The organism is Streptomyces sp. CNQ329, assembly GCF_000482585.1.
The window spans coordinates 117,181-132,149 of the sequence record NZ_AXVU01000004.1 but is presented as its reverse complement, the minus strand read 5'-3'; the positions used below and the strand labels follow the sequence as shown (position 1 = coordinate 132,149).

10 protein-coding genes are annotated in these 14,969 nt (G+C 70.8%); 4 read left to right on the top strand and 6 right to left on the bottom strand.

From position 1 onward, the window contains the following. Entirely contained in the window at window positions 1–213 is a 213-nt protein-coding gene (locus tag I003_RS0103140; RefSeq protein WP_027770164.1) for an MbtH family NRPS accessory protein, read from the bottom strand. A gap of 99 nt (window positions 214–312) precedes the next feature. Between I003_RS0103140 and I003_RS0103135 the strand changes: the two genes are divergently transcribed. Then, window positions 313–1,125 (top strand): class I SAM-dependent methyltransferase, encoded by an 813-nt coding sequence (locus tag I003_RS0103135; protein WP_158688931.1) that lies wholly within the window; start codon window positions 313–315, stop codon window positions 1,123–1,125. 61 nt (window positions 1,126–1,186) lie between these two features. Here I003_RS0103135 and I003_RS0103130 read toward each other — a convergent pair whose 3' ends face one another. Together I003_RS0103130 and I003_RS0103125 are read right to left on the bottom strand one after the other, a co-directional pair. Next, entirely contained in the window at window positions 1,187–2,311 is a 1,125-nt protein-coding gene (locus I003_RS0103130) for an aminotransferase class I/II-fold pyridoxal phosphate-dependent enzyme (RefSeq protein WP_027770162.1), read from the bottom strand. A gap of 1 nt (window position 2,312) precedes the next feature. Next, the gene (locus I003_RS0103125) at window positions 2,313–3,260 is read right to left on the bottom strand and encodes a fatty acid desaturase (RefSeq protein ID WP_027770161.1); all 948 of its coding nucleotides are present in this window, start codon (window positions 3,258–3,260) and stop codon (window positions 2,313–2,315) included. Between the two features lie 155 nt (window positions 3,261–3,415). Here I003_RS0103125 and I003_RS0103120 point away from each other — a divergent pair, with 155 nt between their 5' ends. The 3 genes from I003_RS0103120 to I003_RS0103110 all read left to right on the top strand — a co-directional run bounded on the left by I003_RS0103120 (window position 3,416) and on the right by I003_RS0103110 (window position 9,623). After that, window positions 3,416–5,125, top strand: coding sequence for a condensation domain-containing protein (locus I003_RS0103120; RefSeq protein WP_078563689.1), 1,710 nt, complete (start codon window positions 3,416–3,418; stop codon window positions 5,123–5,125). 123 nt (window positions 5,126–5,248) lie between these two features. Next, window positions 5,249–8,056 carry an alpha/beta fold hydrolase gene (locus tag I003_RS0103115; RefSeq protein ID WP_027770159.1) on the top strand — a complete coding sequence of 936 codons (2,808 nt, stop codon included), beginning with the start codon at window positions 5,249–5,251 and terminating at the stop codon, window positions 8,054–8,056. 58 nt (window positions 8,057–8,114) lie between these two features. After that, complete coding sequence (locus I003_RS0103110; RefSeq protein WP_027770158.1) at window positions 8,115–9,623, top strand: AMP-binding protein; 1,509 nt, start codon at window positions 8,115–8,117, stop codon at window positions 9,621–9,623. A 30-nt stretch (window positions 9,624–9,653) separates the two neighbouring features. Here I003_RS0103110 and I003_RS0103105 read toward each other — a convergent pair whose 3' ends face one another. From I003_RS0103105 to I003_RS0103095, 3 genes are all read right to left on the bottom strand, one after another. Further along, window positions 9,654–10,607 (bottom strand): chlorinating enzyme, encoded by a 954-nt coding sequence (locus I003_RS0103105; protein WP_027770157.1) that lies wholly within the window; start codon window positions 10,605–10,607, stop codon window positions 9,654–9,656. A gap of 182 nt (window positions 10,608–10,789) precedes the next feature. Continuing rightward, the gene (locus I003_RS0103100; RefSeq protein WP_027770156.1) at window positions 10,790–13,921 is read right to left on the bottom strand and encodes a glycoside hydrolase family 84 protein; all 3,132 of its coding nucleotides are present in this window, start codon (window positions 13,919–13,921) and stop codon (window positions 10,790–10,792) included. A 283-nt stretch (window positions 13,922–14,204) separates the two neighbouring features. Next, window positions 14,205–14,930 (bottom strand): FadR/GntR family transcriptional regulator, encoded by a 726-nt coding sequence (locus I003_RS0103095; protein WP_486584067.1) that lies wholly within the window; start codon window positions 14,928–14,930, stop codon window positions 14,205–14,207. Window positions 14,931–14,969 lie beyond the last annotated feature (39 nt).

Sequence of the window (14,969 nt, the reverse complement as noted above, 5' to 3'; positions counted from 1 at the left end):
CTACCCGCGCGCGTCCATCGCCTCCCGCAGGCTTTTGGGCCGCATGTCGGTCCAGACCTCGGCGATGTGGTCCAGGCACTCGGTCCTGCTGCCCGTGTGACCGACCTCGCGCCAACCGGCCGGCAGCGATCGACCGGCGAGCCATATCGAGTACTGCTCCTCCTCGTTGACCACGACCGCGTAGGTCCGGTTGTCCTCGTCGATCTCGCTCACGACCAGCCTCCGTGGGGTCTTCGCCGAACAGCACGAGTCTATCGTCCTGTTCATAAGGTTAGACTGATCTTCCCGCCGCGATGCCACATGGAGACACTCATGGCAGAAGTCGATCCGATCACGATCGACGAGATGTACACGTCCCGCCACCTCGATGTGGCGCAGCGGGGGCAGTACCGCAGTTATGAGCCCCGGCGTTCCGCCATGTTGTACGAGTTGGTCGATGATCTCGGAATCGGACCGGGGGATGTCGTGCTCGACATCGGCGGGCGCGACGGGTCGCATTCGCTCGCGCTGGTCAAGATGTTCGGCTGCGACGCCGTTTCCGTGGATCCGGTGGCGAGCAACAACGAGGAGGCGCGGGCCGCGGTGGCGGCGTCTCCCCTGAGCGGCAAGGTGTCGGTCCGGGACGGCATGATGGAGGAGATTCCCGCCGCCGACGGCGAGTTCGACTTCATCTTCAGCCGGGACATGTTCTTCCATGTCGTCGGTGCCGACCGGGCGCTGGCCGAAGCCCGGCGTGTGCTCAAACCCGGCGGACACATGCTGCTGTACCAAACCTTTGCCACCGACCGCCTGGAACCGCTGGAGAGAGCACAGCTTTTCTCCGACTTGGCCGTCGCGCCCGAGCGCATGTCACCCGAGGACTTCCGGACGCGAGCGCTGGCGGCAGGTTTCACCATCGAGTCGACCGACGTTATCGGCTCCGAATGGCGTGAGGCGTGGGAGGAGGACGGTGAAGGGCTGACGTCCCGGCAACTGTTGTATGCGGCCCGACTGATCCGCAAGTCCGAGCAGTTGCGGGCCGAACTCGGAGATGTCGATTACCGCGTCGAACTCTCCAACGCCCTGTGGGGCGTCTACCAGATGATCGGAAAGCTTGAGCCCTGGATCTTCCTGCTGCGAAGGTAAAGCCCGGGGAGAGGTTGCATCCGGCCAGGTCAGGGCCGGATGCAACCTTCCGCGTCACGCCTCAGTAGCCGCGGGCGCCGAGGAATTGTTCCATGCGGTCGAGGGCCTGCGGCAGTGCCGAACGTCCGAGTCCGACGCGGAACCGGTTGTCGGTGGTGTCGAAGACCGTTCCGGGCAGGAGCAGGACACCCTGATCGCGCACAAGATCGGTGACGAAGTCGTCGACCGGAACGGGCGCCAGCAGCCGGGGGAACGCGAGCAGACCCGCTGCCGGTGGGGACCAGGCGAACGTGTCGCGATGTCCGCCGAAGAACGACGCGACGTGGGCGAGGTTGTCCCTGACGATCGTCCGGCTGCGCTCGATCAGGTGGTCGTGGGCTCGCAGCGCGATCAGCGACAGGATCTCGGCCGGCGCCGAGGAACAAACCGACGTGTAGTCCTTGAGGGTTCGGGCCGCCTCGGTGAGGGACTCGTCGCGGGTCGCGAACCACCCGACGCGCAATCCCGCCAGTGCGTACGCCTTGGACATCACGCCGACGCTGACGGCGCGCTCGTCCAGATCGCAGGCCGCCGGCAGGGTGTCGGCGTCGTCGTACTCCAGATGGCGGTACACCTCGTCGGAGACGACCGTGACCCCGGCCTCGCGGGCCATCGTGAGCAGCTCGGTGAACTCGGCAAGACCGGGCAGCGCCCCGGTCGGGTTGTGGGGGAAGTTGACGAACAGCGCCCGGGTGTTCGGCCGCAGCGCCTTCCGCACGGCGCCGAGGTCGAGTTTCCAGTCGTTGTCGGCGTCGAGTTCCACGGCGGTGAACGTGGCGCCGAGCGACGGCGCGATGCGGTGCAGTGACTCGAACGCCGGCCATACCACCACCGCATGGTCTCCCGGGCCGAGCAGGGAGTGTGCGAGCAGGAACAGTGCCTCGACCGCGCCGCCGGCGCACACGGTGACCTCGGAGGCCGCGGTCTTTCGGTACTGATCGGCGATCGCCTCGCGCAGCAGTGGATGGCCGGTGGTCTCGGTGTAGCCGAGTTCGAGCCCGTCCCACAGCGCCCGGGTGTCGGCGTCGGCCAGGTCCAGCAGTTCTCGGAGGGACAGCGGATCGACGTCCGAGGCGCAGGCGAGGTACTCGACCTCGGGGTCCCACCGGCCGAAGAAGTCCTCGATCTTGCAGCGGTTCGGGATCACGTCAGCCGGCCTCCTGCGCCTGGCCGTCGTGCAGCCTCGGCCTGCCCCGGTCGAGGAAACCGACCATCGCCGGAACCGGGCTGACGATACGCGGCTGAGCGGCCAGCCGTTCCCGGTGGCGGGCGTTGATCACGGGCATCTTCGACCAGTGGGTGGCCGGGCTCAGGTGGTGCTCCTGGTGGTACCCGTCGTTGAAGGTGACGAGGTTGTAGAGCCGGCCGTAGTGGCTGACCGAGTCGGTCATGCGGGAGTCGGGGTTCGCGCCGTAATGGCGGTAGTAGTTCTGCACGTTCACCAGTGTCAGGGCGCAGAAGAACGCCGGCAGGTAGACCATCACCGTCCACTGCCAGGAGATCACCACGAAGCCGGCCAGCGCCAGGCAGTGGGCGGCGCGGTCGGCCTGGAGCTGGAGCAGCTCCCGCCTGCGCCGGTCAGGCTTCTTGGAAGCCAGGGCGAGCAGGTTCTCCTCTCCGGCCCCGACCCGCCAGAGCCGGACCACCGCCGCCAGGTCCATGGCGCGGTCGGCGAGGGAGTCCACGGCGCCGCGCAGCGCGTACGACGGGAGCGGCTCGTGCTGGCCGTTCTTGCCGCGGCGGTACGTCGACGAGCGGTCACGGGTCGGCTCACCCCCCTTGGGGCGGTCGTTGTTGTGCCGGTGGTGGTTGCGGACGTGCGTCAGCTCGTAAGCCTGCACCGACTGTCCGATGTTCGCCGAGTTGATGATCGACACGACCGCGTTGAGCTTGCCGCTCACGAACCAGGGGGTGTGGGTGAACAGGTGGGACACGACGATGATGTTGTAGGCCATCATGAAGGTGAGCAGGACTCCGCCGGCGATCCGTCCCGCGATCGGCATGAGCTCCCATGTACCCGCCAGCGTGAACGTGAGGGCGAACTGCGCCACGCTGATGACTACCAATATCGCGTCCTTGCGACTGTGCTTCCACATCCCGTAGACCGCCAATCCGCAACGAAAAGGGGAGAACTAGCTGCGCGCACCGAACGGTTCGGTGTTTGATCAAGGATAGTACTGGCAGTGGGGCGGCGCGGGGAGTGGCATAGTTTCACGCGACTTCGGCCGTGCCGGCGTGGCGAAGGGTGGAGATGACAACACAGGACCACGTGAGGGCGGAGTCCCCGCGGATCGACGGTGCGGTCCCACCGGTCGACGAGACGAGTGACACGCTCCCCATCGGACCGCTCCAAGAGGGACTGTGGGTGTTCTGGCGGCTGAACCCGGCCAGCGCGGCGTACAACCTCCCCGAGGCCCTCCACGTCGAGGGCGAGTTCGACCTCGACGCCCTCCAGTTCGCGTTCGACGAGACGGTGCGGCGGCACGAGGCGCTGCGCACGACGTTCCGGGAGACCGAGTCCGGTGTGGTCCAAGTCGTGTCGCACGCCCCGGGCCGGATGCCGGTCAGGGTCACCGACCTTCGTGACGTGCCGGAGCCCGAGCGTGCCGAGCGGATCGCCGCCACTCTCTTCGACGAGGCCAACGCGCCGTTCGATCTGGCAGCGGACATGCCGATCAGGCTCGCTGCGATCCGCGTCGCCGAGGAGCGCACGTCGATCCTCCTCGTCGTCCACCACATCGCGTGTGACGGTCCCTCGTTGTCGCGCGTGCTGGAGGATTTCGAGGCGTTCCATCAGGCCGCACGACGAGGGGCCGTCCCGGATCTCCCGCCGGCTCCCCCCGGCTACACCGAGTTCGTCCGGCGGCAACTCGACGCGCTCTCGGGGCAGGGCTTCCGCGAGGAGCGCGAATACTGGCGTGAACGGCTCGCCGGCGTGCGCGGAAGCGTGCTGCCGGGTGACGGCGGCAGCCGGCCGGCGGAAGGCACCCATCGGACCTGTGCCGTGTCGACGGTCCTCGAGCCCGAGCTGGCGGCCGCGGTGCTCGACTACGCCCGCCGGGCGCGGGCCACCCCGTTCACCGTGCTGCTCTGTGCGATGCAGATCATGTTCGCCCACGCGGCGAACGACCGTGAGGTGGTGCTCGGCACCGCGGTGGAAGGGCGGCCGCGACGGTTCGCCGGCACCGTCGGAATGCTCGTGAACACGCTCGTGATCAAGTCGACCGTCGACAGGGCCGCCTCCTTCGGGGCCGTGGTCGAGGCCGTCTCCCTCGACGTGATGGACGCGCTCGACCACCAGGAGCTGCCCTACAGCCGCGCCATCGCTGAACTCGAAGTCTCCGGGCGCGGGTTGGGCGACGACCTCATCAACACCATGTTCACCGCGGGTGCGAAGGGCAGTCCCACCGTCCGCGGCGAGCGGGACTCCGGGGTTCCGGCCCACCGGGTCGAGGGCCCGTTCGAACTCATCACCTGGTGCTACGTCGAGGATTCCGTGGTCGCTCTCGACTGGGAGTTCGCGCTGCGTACGTACTCCCGCGAGACCGCGGCGGGCTACCGGGACGCCTACCGCGAGATCCTGGCCGCCCTGCTGCGCGATCCCGAGGCGCCGATCGACTCCCTGGGGCTGACCGGCGTGCTCACCCGGCTCGTTCCCGGCACGTCCCCGAACGCGCCCGCCGGGCCGGCCGAAGCCCCGCCCGAGGCGGAAACCTCCCATGGAACCGGCGATACGACGCTGTCACCGGTCGAGGCGGCAGTCGCCGCGATCTGGTCGGAGTTCCTGGGGGTTCCGGTCGAGTCGCCGTTCGACGACTTCTTCGAGCTCGGCGGCCACTCGATGGTGGCGAGCCGGGCTGTGGCGGTGATCCGCCGGAAGGTCGCGCCCGCGACGATGCGGAAGCTGTTCGACCACCCGCGACTGCGCGACTTCTGCGCCCAGTTGGACGCGGGTGAATGAACCGGCGTGGCGTGGACCTGAAGGCGCGCCGCTCGTGGGGTACCCGGGTTGTCGCAACAGGAGCCGGCAGCATGATCTTTCCTGCTAGCATCGCCGAATGCGCGTGAATTCAATGAAGGTGATATGGCGGACTCGGTGAATCCGGAAGGACTGGCGCCCGTCTCGGTCGGTCAGGAAGCGCTGTGGTTCATCGACCAGATGACGCCGGGCACCTCCCAGTACCTGATGACCTTCCCGTTCCGGCTGACCGGTGAGCTGGACGTGCCCGCGCTCGAGAACGCGCTCGACCGGCTCGTCGCCCGGCACAGCGCTTTCCGGACGACGTTCGCCGAACGCGACGGCCGGGTGTGTCAGGTCGTCCATGACAACCTGCGCGTGCCGTTGACCGTCGAGAACGTGTCGGGCGGCGAATCCGGGCTGCGCCGGCGGCTGGCGCGGGAGGCCGACCGCGGCTTCGACCTGGGGACGAGTCCGCTGTTGCGGGCGACCCTGCTGAGGTGCGGTGAACGGGAGCACGTGCTGGTGCTCGCCACGCACCACATCATCTTCGACGGCGGCTCGCTCGACATCGTCATGGACGAGCTCGCCGAGTTCTACGCCGACGGGCCGGGTGCCGCTTCGCGCAAGAAGCCGGCCGGCCAGTACACCCGGTTCGCGATCGACGAGCGGGCATGGCTCGACCAGGAGGAGAGCCGTGAGCAGCTCGACTTCTGGCGCGCGACCCTCTCCGGCGCCCCCCATCTCCTCCTGCCGACCGACCGCCCCCGGTCCCTGGCTTCGTCGCTGACCGGTGACGCCGCGCGGTTCACCATCGGTGCGCGGGAGTTCGAAGGTGTGCGCTCGCTGCTCGCGCAGGAGCGGCTCACGCCGTTCATGTTCGCCCACGCGCTGCACCATCTGGCGGTCGCCCACCTGACCGGCCAGCGGGACATCGTCGTCGGCAGCCCGGTCTCGAACCGGCCGGACGAATTCCGTGACGCCGTCGGCTACTTCGTGAACATGATGACACTGCGCGTCGACTCGTTCGGAGCGCGCACCTTCCGGGATCTGCTGCGCCAGGTCCGGGGCGACCTGCTGGACGCCTACGAGAACCAGAGATACCCGTACGCCTATCTGGTCTCCGAGCTCGCGACCTCGGAGCTCGGGCTCCGTCCCGACCTGTTCGACACCGTTCTCGCCGTGGAATACGAGGGGTCGGGAGAGGACCGCTGGCCCGGGCTGCGCGTGGCGCGTCTTGAGACCGACAACAGCACGACCAAGTTCGAACTCGGCGTCTCGGTCATCTGGGGCGACAACGGTTTCGAGACCGACATCGCGTTCCGTACGGCGCTCTTCGACCGGTCGACGATAGCCTCCTTCACCGAGCACTACCGGTCACTCGCGCTACGGGCGATCGCCGAACCGGATGTCGAGCTGGCGAGCCTGCTGTCGGACGGCGCCGCGCCGTCCGGACGCAAGGATCCGGTCCGGCGTCTCGTCCGCGGTGGGGCGTCACTCACGTCGCCGCCCGCTGAGACGGGCCCGAGCGGACCGTCGCCGCAGTCGGCGGCCGGGGGCCGGGCGCCGCGCAACTCCCGGGAGGAGACCATCGCCCGGCTCTTCGCCGAGGTGCTGGGCCGGGATGCGGTCGGGGTCGACGACAACTTCTTCGACCTCGGTGGCCACTCGCTGCTGATCCTGCGCCTGGTGTCGCGGGTGCGGGCGGTGCTGGGGACGGAGGTCGCGATCCGGTGGCTGTTCGAGGCGCCGACGGTGGCGGGACTCGCCGACCGCCTCGCACACCCGGTGCCCGACGCGCCGAAGCGTTCCGACGGCGATGCTCCGGCCGTCCGGAAGAAAAGCAGGGTTCACGTCCGGCGGCTCGTCGGCGACGGGGCGGCCCGGAACGAGCCTCGGGCAGGGGTCGCGATCGCGAACCCGCCGCCGCCGGAGTCGCCGGCCGGGGGCCGGGCGCCGCGCAACTCCCGGGAGGAGATCCTCGCCCAGCTCTTCGCCGAGGCGCTGGGCGAGGAGGCGGTCGGGGTCGACGACAACTTCTTCGACCTCGGTGGCCACTCGCTGCTGATCGCGCCCCTGGTCTCGCGGGTGCGGGCGGTGCTGGGGACCGACGTCGAGATTCCGTGGCTGCTCGAGGCGCCGACGGTGGCGGGACTCGCCGACCGCCTGGGGAGCCCGGTGCACGACTCGCTGGCGCCGCTGCTCCCCCTGCGCGCGGACGGCGACCTCGACCCGGTCTTCTTCCTTCCGCCGATCGGCGGACTCAGTTGGGCCTACGCACGGTTCCTGCCCTTCCTCCCGAAGGGACGCCCGGTCTACGGCCTGCAGGCCACGGGTGTGGTCTCCGGTGCGGACCGGCCGGGGACGCTGCGGCAGGTGGCCGAGACCTACCTCGACCTCATCGCCGGTGTGAACGCCGACAGTCCTCTGTCTCTGGTCGGATGGAGCTTCGGCGGCGTCGTCGCGCAGGAGATCGCGGTGCTGGCGCAGGAGTCCGGGCGTCCGGTGCGTGACCTGGTGCTGCTCGACGCCGTCCCAGGCGTTCCGGGGATGGTCCAGGTCGGCGGGGCCGAGTCCCCGGAGGCTCTCTCACCGGAGACCATGGAGGCGATCACGGCATCGATCCGTGGCTCCGTCGGGGGCGAGGCCGGCGAGCTGACCGAGTCCCTGTTCGACGATTTGCTGGGCACCGCCACGCACTGCTTCCGCCTCTCCGCGGCTCATCGATCCCGGCCGTTCGACGGCCGGACCGTCAGCTTCGAGACCGACGAGACCGGGCCGCTACGCCGCCGGGCCGGGATCACGTGGGCCGACCTCTCTTCCGGTGGCGCCGAGACGCATCGACTGACGTGCCTGCACACCGAGGTCATGGACACATCGATCGTTCGCCGGACCGGCCCCGCCGTCGCGGGTATCCTGGCACGGCCCCGGTGATGATGATCGCACCCCGCCCCTGCCTCAAGCGGTCGGCGAGCACAGAGGGACGTGTCCTGTGAGAACGCTGCATTCCTGGTTCACCGCCACTGCCGACCGGCTCCCCGATGAGATCGCGCTGGTCGTGGACGGGCAGCAATGGACCTACCGGGAACTGGACCGGGTCGCACGATCCGTGGCCGCGGTCGTCGCGGAGGTCGCGCCTCGACGCCCGGCCCGGATCGGACTGCTGGCCGCACAGAGCGTGGGGGCCTATGCGGGCTACCTCGGCGTGATCCGCGGCGGCAACGCGGTGGTGCCGATGCATGTCGACTATCCCGCCGAACGCAGCCGCCAAGTCGCCGAGGTCGCCAAGCTCGACGCCCTGATCGTCGACGAGGGCCGCGACTTCGAGTTCGCCGAGGACCTCGACCTGCCGGTCATCGAGATCGGCACCGAGGACGCCCGGCAGGTGTCGGCCGCACCCGCGGCCGACGCCGTCGAGGACGCGGACGACGCGCAGGACATCGCGTACATCCTGTTCACCTCGGGATCCACCGGCGTGCCGAAGGGGGTGCCGATCCGGCATCGCCACCTCGACGCGTTCGTCCGCTACCACCTGGACCGGTACGGTGTCGGTCCCGGTTGCCGCCTGTCCCAGACGTTCGGGCTGACCTTCGACCCTTCGGTTTTCGACATGGCCGTCGCGTGGGGGAGCGGCGCCACGCTGGTGGTGCCGTCACGGGCCGAACTGATCGACCCGGTCGAGTTCGTCAACCATCACGCCCTGACGCACTGGTACTCGCTGCCCTCGATCGTCTCCTGGGTGCACGACGCCGGGTCACTGGAGCCGGGCAGCCTGCCCACGCTGCGCCGAAGCATGTTCGCGGGTGAGCAGTTGACTCTGGAGCAGGCGCGGGTGTGGTCGGACGCCGCGCCCCACAGCACGATCGAGAACCTCTACGGGCCGACCGAGCTCACCATCACGGTCACCGCGTACCAACTGCCGGCGGACCGAGAAGCGTGGCCGGCGACCAAGAACGGAACGGTGCCGATCGGCCCGGTGTACCCGCACCTGGAGGGCCGGATCGACCCGGCGACCGGTGAACTCCAGGTCCGCGGGCCGCAGCGATTCGACGGGTACCTCGACCCGGCCGACAACGCCGGCCGCTTCCGGGATCCCGATGGGGCGGGTGACGCCGGCTCCAGCGACGGTTCGGTCGACGATGCGGCATGGTACCGCACCGGTGACCGCATGACCGACGTCAATGGCGATCTCGTTCACCTGGGTCGCCTCGACGAGCAGGTCAAGATCATGGGGCGGCGGCTCGAACTCGGTGACGTGGAGGCCGCATTGCGGCGGTGGGCGGGTGTCGGCGATGTCGTCGTGGTCGGCGGCTCCGCCTCGACCGGCGAGCTTCAGCTCACCGCCGTGTACACCGGCACGGCCGTCGACCCGGGCGAACTGCGCAACCGCCTGCTTCCGAACGTGCCGGTTCACATGGTTCCCGCGCGGTTCGTGCACGTGGATGCGTTTCCGCTCAATGCCAACGGCAAGATCGACCGCCAGGCGTGCCGGGCGCTGTGACTCCGATGGTCCAGCGCCCCGGCCCGCGGGCTACCGAACGCGGAACGGATAGCCCCGCTGGTTCTTCGTAGCGATGCGGTTGATGCCGTAGTCGTCGACGCCGGAGACGAGCACGGCGCCGTACTTCGAGAGGTCGATCGCACCGCCGTACTCGACCACGTCGTCGGTTTCCGGGTAGACCTTGACCTTGGTCGGCACGTAGCGGGCGGCGAAACCCATGCGGTAGTCCCGGACGCTTCCCGTATGCGGCAGGGACGCGTGCATGAGGGTGGACCAGAAGATGACCGCCTCGCCGGCCCGCATGACCAGAGGGAACGCCTGGGACTCGTCCGGCTTCCAGTCGGGATCCGTTTGCAGTTGCCGGTAGTCGTAGCCGAAGAAGCCCCGCTTGATGCCTTCCTTTTCCGTCTTGTTGAGCGTTTCGGGCTGGAAGTCCATGGGTTTCGACTCGTCGTAGTTCATGTGGCGGTGCGTCCCCGGCATCAACTGGAGGCACCCGTTCTCCAGCGTCGAGTCGGTGAACGCCGTCCATACCGTGATGGTGCCGCCGAACGCCGGCTCACCGTTCTCCGACGGCCAGGCGATCTGCGGCTTCTTGCTGGCGTTTGCGAAGGTTGCCGCCTGGTGCCAGTCCGTTCCCTCGTCGCCGGCGTACTTGGGGAAGAACTCGGTGCGCCAGCACAGGACATCGGGGCCGAGGATCGACGCCACCCGGTCGACGATCCTGGGGTTCATGATGTGCTCCGAGAGCAGATCGATATCCAGGTGCCGGTCGTAGTTCGCGATGTTGGTCGCCGAACCCCGGGCGTTCGCGTCGTAGATGGCGTGGGACCGGTCAACCAGTTGACGCCTCACGGTCCGCCATCGTTCCTCGATCACTTCGGGCTCGTAGATCCGGACCGGCCCGATGTAGCCGTCCCGCTCGAACTGTTCGCGCTGCTCCGCAGAGAGTGCGAAATCGCCGCGTGCGTCGTTGATCGTCATCGTGATGATTTTAACACCACGATCGGTTGATGATTTTCACTTCGGCCGGGTAATGCTGGTCGACCACGGAATCGCCCCCGAATCCGAACCGCCGGTCTTCGCCGAATTCGCCGCTACCGCGAGGTGGCTCGGCGCGGTCTTCTCGGAGAGTGGTGCTCTGACCGCCCCCGCCCGGGGCGCGGTCAGTCGCGCACCGCGCGGACCTCGACCGCGTACAGCGAATAGCCGAACTCCGTCGCCCGCTCCATGCCCTGGACGCGCACGTACCGCACCTCGCGCTCGTCCATCCGCACCGACTCGCGTCCGCCCTCGCCGTCGTCCACCGCCGCCGCCGTGCGCCAGCGGCGGCCGTCGCGGGAGACCTGCACCCGGTAGCGCTTCGCGTACGCGCTCTCCCAGCTCAGCGCCACCTCGCCGACGCGCGCCGGCTCCGCGAGCCGCACCTGTACCCAGGCGCCGTCCTCGACCGGCGAGGACCACCGCGTGGCGGGGTCGCCGTCGATCACCGCCGCGGCCGGGAAGTCCGGCGTCTCGTCCCCGGACGACGACGCGCGGCCGGCGCGTGCCAGGTCGGGGCCGCCCACCGCGGGGTAGGCGTGCACGGTGAGGCGACGGACCTGGGTGTCGCCGCCGTCCTCCAGCCGCACCGGGATCTCGTACGTGCCGGGCGCCACGTCGTCCGTCGCGCGGATCTCGATCGGGGCCCTGGCGGTCGTGCCGCGGGCGATCCGCACCTCGCCGGGGAACTCCGCCTTCAGCCCCTTCGGCGCCTTCGCGGTCACCTTGCCGCCCGCGTCGCCCGGCCGCCTCGCGGACAACTCCGCGTCCACGACCACCGCATCGCCGCCGATCGTCACGTCGGCCTCGTCGCGGGAGAGCGAGAGCCGGGCGCCGGGCTCGTCGGCGGACCACGGCACCACCTCGTGCACGACCGGCGCGGTCGTGCCGGCGGCCCACACCAGCCGTACCGCGTCGGCGTCGGCGCGCCCGGCGGGCAGCTCCGTCCAGCCGCCGCCGTCGAGTTCGCCGACCGGGCGCCACGCGGTCCCGTGCCCGTCCCGCACCCGGACCTGCACCTCGGCCCGGGTGCCCGTGTCCGGCTGGGTCAGCACCGTCACCGCCCGCAGCGGCTGCCGGTCGAACTCCACCACCATCGCCTCGCGCGTGCCGGGTGACGGCGGGCGGGCGGCCTCGTACGCCGTCGCCGGCCTGCCGTCGGCCGCCGCCGCCGGCGGCGAGCCCTCCAGCGGCTCCGCGCCGCCCGAGGCGGACGTCCCGCGGCCCCGGCCGGGTCCGCCCGCGCCCAGCCAGGAGTCCGAATCGGTCAGCGCCCGGCTCAGGAAGGCGTCGAGCACGCCCGCGCCCACCACCCCGCCACTGTCCTCCGCCTCGCCGGCCAGCCGCTGCAGCTCCAGTCGCGCCCGCCACGCCTCCTCGTTGCGGCCCCGGGCCTGCGCGGTGATCATGTCCACCGCCTGCTCGCCGGCCCTGCCGTACCGCGCCAACTGCGTCAGCCACGGCCGCACCTCGTCGCCGAACGTCCCGTCAGCCAGCGGCGCCAGCTCGTCCGGGGCGCGGCGCATCACGGTGAACGCGTCCCGCAGTCGCTGCGCCGCCTTCTCCCCGTCCCGCCGGCCGGCCGACGCGCGCTCCCGCTCCTGCCAGAAGTCCGCGATCAGCGGCCGCAGATACGCCGACTCCCTGGCGCCCAGCTCCGACGACGCCGAGTTCCCGGCCAGCGCGGCGAGCGCGGTGCCCGCGCTCCCGGGGTCGGGGGCGTCCGCGGCGAGGTCGCGCACGGCGGCCCGCCAGGCGGTGTCCGGGTCGTACGCGCGCGGGTTCCAGGCGTAGTCGGCGACCGTGAACAGCGGCACACGGGAGGCGGCGGGCTGTTCCATCGCGCCGGCCAGTACGCCCGCGGAGCCGGCGGCCACCGCCGGGTCGCGGCCGTCGTAGGGGCCGAGGAAGATGCGGTCGCGGGCGTAGTCGTTGACGGGGTAGTTGTCCTGCGTGACCAGCGGGTGGCCGCCGAACGCGGCCTGCGCGTCACGCAGTTGGCCGCCGGTGATCTCCTTGGGCACCGCGCCCACGCCCGACCAGGCGACCTCGACCCGCTCGTCCAGCTCGCCGGCGAGCGCGGTGCGGTAGTCGGTGGTGCCGTCCTGGTAGTACTCGGTCGGCAGCAGCGACAGCGGGGCCGCGTCCGGGTGCCGCCGGGACAGGTGCGCGGCCAGCGCGTTGGCGGTCTCGGCCTGCGCGCGGGCGGCGGCCTCCGGGCCCGAGCCGTACTCCTCGGCGTCCTCGCCGCAGGCCCACTCGCGGTAGCTGACGTCGTGGAACTGGAGTTGGAACGCCCGGACGCCCAGCGCCCACATCGCGTCCGCCTTGGCCAGCAGGTCCTTGCGGTCGCGGCCGGAGGAGAAGCAGAAGTTCTGGCCCGGCGCCACCGCCCAGGCGAGCGTCACGTGGTTGGCGCGGGCCCGCTCGGCCAGCTCGCGGAACCGGGCGCGCTGCCCGGCGGGGTATGCCTCGCGCCAGTCGGCCTGGCGGTACCGGTCGTCGCCGGGGGAGTAGAGGTAGCGGTTGAGCTTCGTGCGGCCCATGAAGTCGAGTTGCGCCAGGCGCTGTTCGTGGCTCCAGGGGCGGCCGTAGTGGTTCTCGGCGATGCCGCGCACGGCGGTGCCCGGCCAGTCGCGTACGGACACGGCGGGCAGCGTGCCCTCCGTACGGGCGGCGCGAGCCAGTTCGCGCAGGGTCTGCACGCCGTGGAAGAGCCCGGCCGCGTCGGTGCCGGCCAGCGCGACGACGTCGCGGCCCTGGTGCTGTCCGGTGGCCAGCCGGTAGCCGCCGGCCGGCAGGTCGGCCTGATCGCCGGCGCCCAGGGCGCGCAGCGCGGTGTCGGCCGGGGAGTGCCGGGACGGCGGGCCCGCGACGCCTGCGGGTCCGGCGGGCGCCTCCTCGGCGTGGACCACCAGCCCGGCCGCGGGCAGCGCGGCGCCCGGACGCACCTGCGTGAACTCCCGTACGCCGAAGGACCGCAGCACCTCACGCAGCTCCGCGAGCGCCCGCACGTCCGCGCCCTCGGGGCTGACGAGCACCGCCTGCCCGCCCGCGTGCACCTCGCCGTCGCGGGCGCGCAACTGCTGCGGGCGCGGCCACACCGCGTCGCGCAGCGCCGTCTCCGCGGCCGGCGTCTCGGCCGACCCCGCGCCGCCGTTGTCCGGCTGCTGCTCCGGCTGCGCGGCGGCGTCCGGTGCCCGGCCGCCGAGCAGCCCGCCGATCACGGCGGCGGACAGTGCCGTCGCCGTGGCCATCCGCCGCCTGGCAGATCCGCCCAACTCCGCCCGCCCTCCGTTCGTTTCCGGTCCCGTGCACCGGCTGCCGGCCGTCCTTCCGACCGTACGCCGATGCCGGCGACTGCTCGTCGCCGTTGCGTTTCGCCGCGGTCAAGGATGCCCGTACGTGTGCCGTACATCTACCCCGCGCCGCCCGCGCACACCGGGCGCAGGCGGAGAGCCCACCACCGCGGCATGGCCGCTGTCAACGGCCGGTCGGCCCTGTTCTGCCCGGGGGGAGCGAGCCGGGCCACCGGCGCCGTCAGGACGCCGAACCGGCGACCCGCTCCTCGATGCCGACGTAGTGCTGCCGCACGGCGTCCCTGGCCAGCTCGGGGTCGCCGCTGAGGACCGCGTCGAGGATACGGGCGTGCAGCTCGTGGATCACTTCCGGGTCGCGGTGCGGGGCGGTGGGCGCGGCCCGGTGGTAGGCCACCCAGAACAGGTCGAAGAGCTGCAGCAGCATCGCGTTGCCGAGGTCGGCGAAGAGCAGCCGGTGGAACTCCCGGTCCAGCTCGGCGATCTCCTCGTGCCGGCCCGCCGCCGCCCGCATACCGGCCAGCACGTCGCGCAGCGAGTCCACGCTCCCGGGCGTCAGCGACCGCATCGCGTCCGCGATCATCCCGGACTCCAGCGCCTTGCGCAGCGCGACCAGCTCGCCGAGCGCGCGGGGACCCTGCATCAGCCCGTACGGGAGGTTGTCGAGAAGAGGGGCGAAGGAGAAGTCCCGGACGAACACGCCGCTGCCGCGGCGGGTTTCGAGCACGCCCGTGGACTCCAGGGCCTTCACCGCTTCCCGGACGGAGTTGCGGCTGACGCCGAAGAGCCGGGCCAGCTCGGCCTCCGGCTTGAGCGGGTCGCCGGGCCGCAGCCCGCGCTTGATGATGTAGTGCCTGATCTCGTCCTGCACCGTCTTGTGCAGCGGGGGGACGGTCCCCACCCGCTTGAACGCTTCTTGCACCGGCGACTCCCGCCTTTTCTCGTCCACGTGCGAATCCCCGTCCTACCACGGCTCTTGACAGCGGTG

Excerpts from the sequence above, each read along its gene's own strand:
- I003_RS0103135 (WP_158688931.1), top strand. The coding sequence starts at position 313 with ATGGCAGAAGTCGATCCGATCACGATCGACGAGATGTACACGTCCCGC.
- I003_RS0103125 (WP_027770161.1), bottom strand. The coding sequence starts at position 3,260 with ATGTGGAAGCACAGTCGCAAGGACGCGATATTGGTAGTCATCAGCGTG.
- I003_RS0103120 (WP_078563689.1), top strand. The coding sequence starts at position 3,416 with ATGACAACACAGGACCACGTGAGGGCGGAGTCCCCGCGGATCGACGGT.
- I003_RS0103115 (WP_027770159.1), top strand. The coding sequence starts at position 5,249 with ATGGCGGACTCGGTGAATCCGGAAGGACTGGCGCCCGTCTCGGTCGGT.
- I003_RS0103105 (WP_027770157.1), bottom strand. The coding sequence starts at position 10,607 with ATGACGATCAACGACGCACGCGGCGATTTCGCACTCTCTGCGGAGCAG.
- I003_RS0103100 (WP_027770156.1), bottom strand. The coding sequence starts at position 13,921 with ATGGCCACGGCGACGGCACTGTCCGCCGCCGTGATCGGCGGGCTGCTC.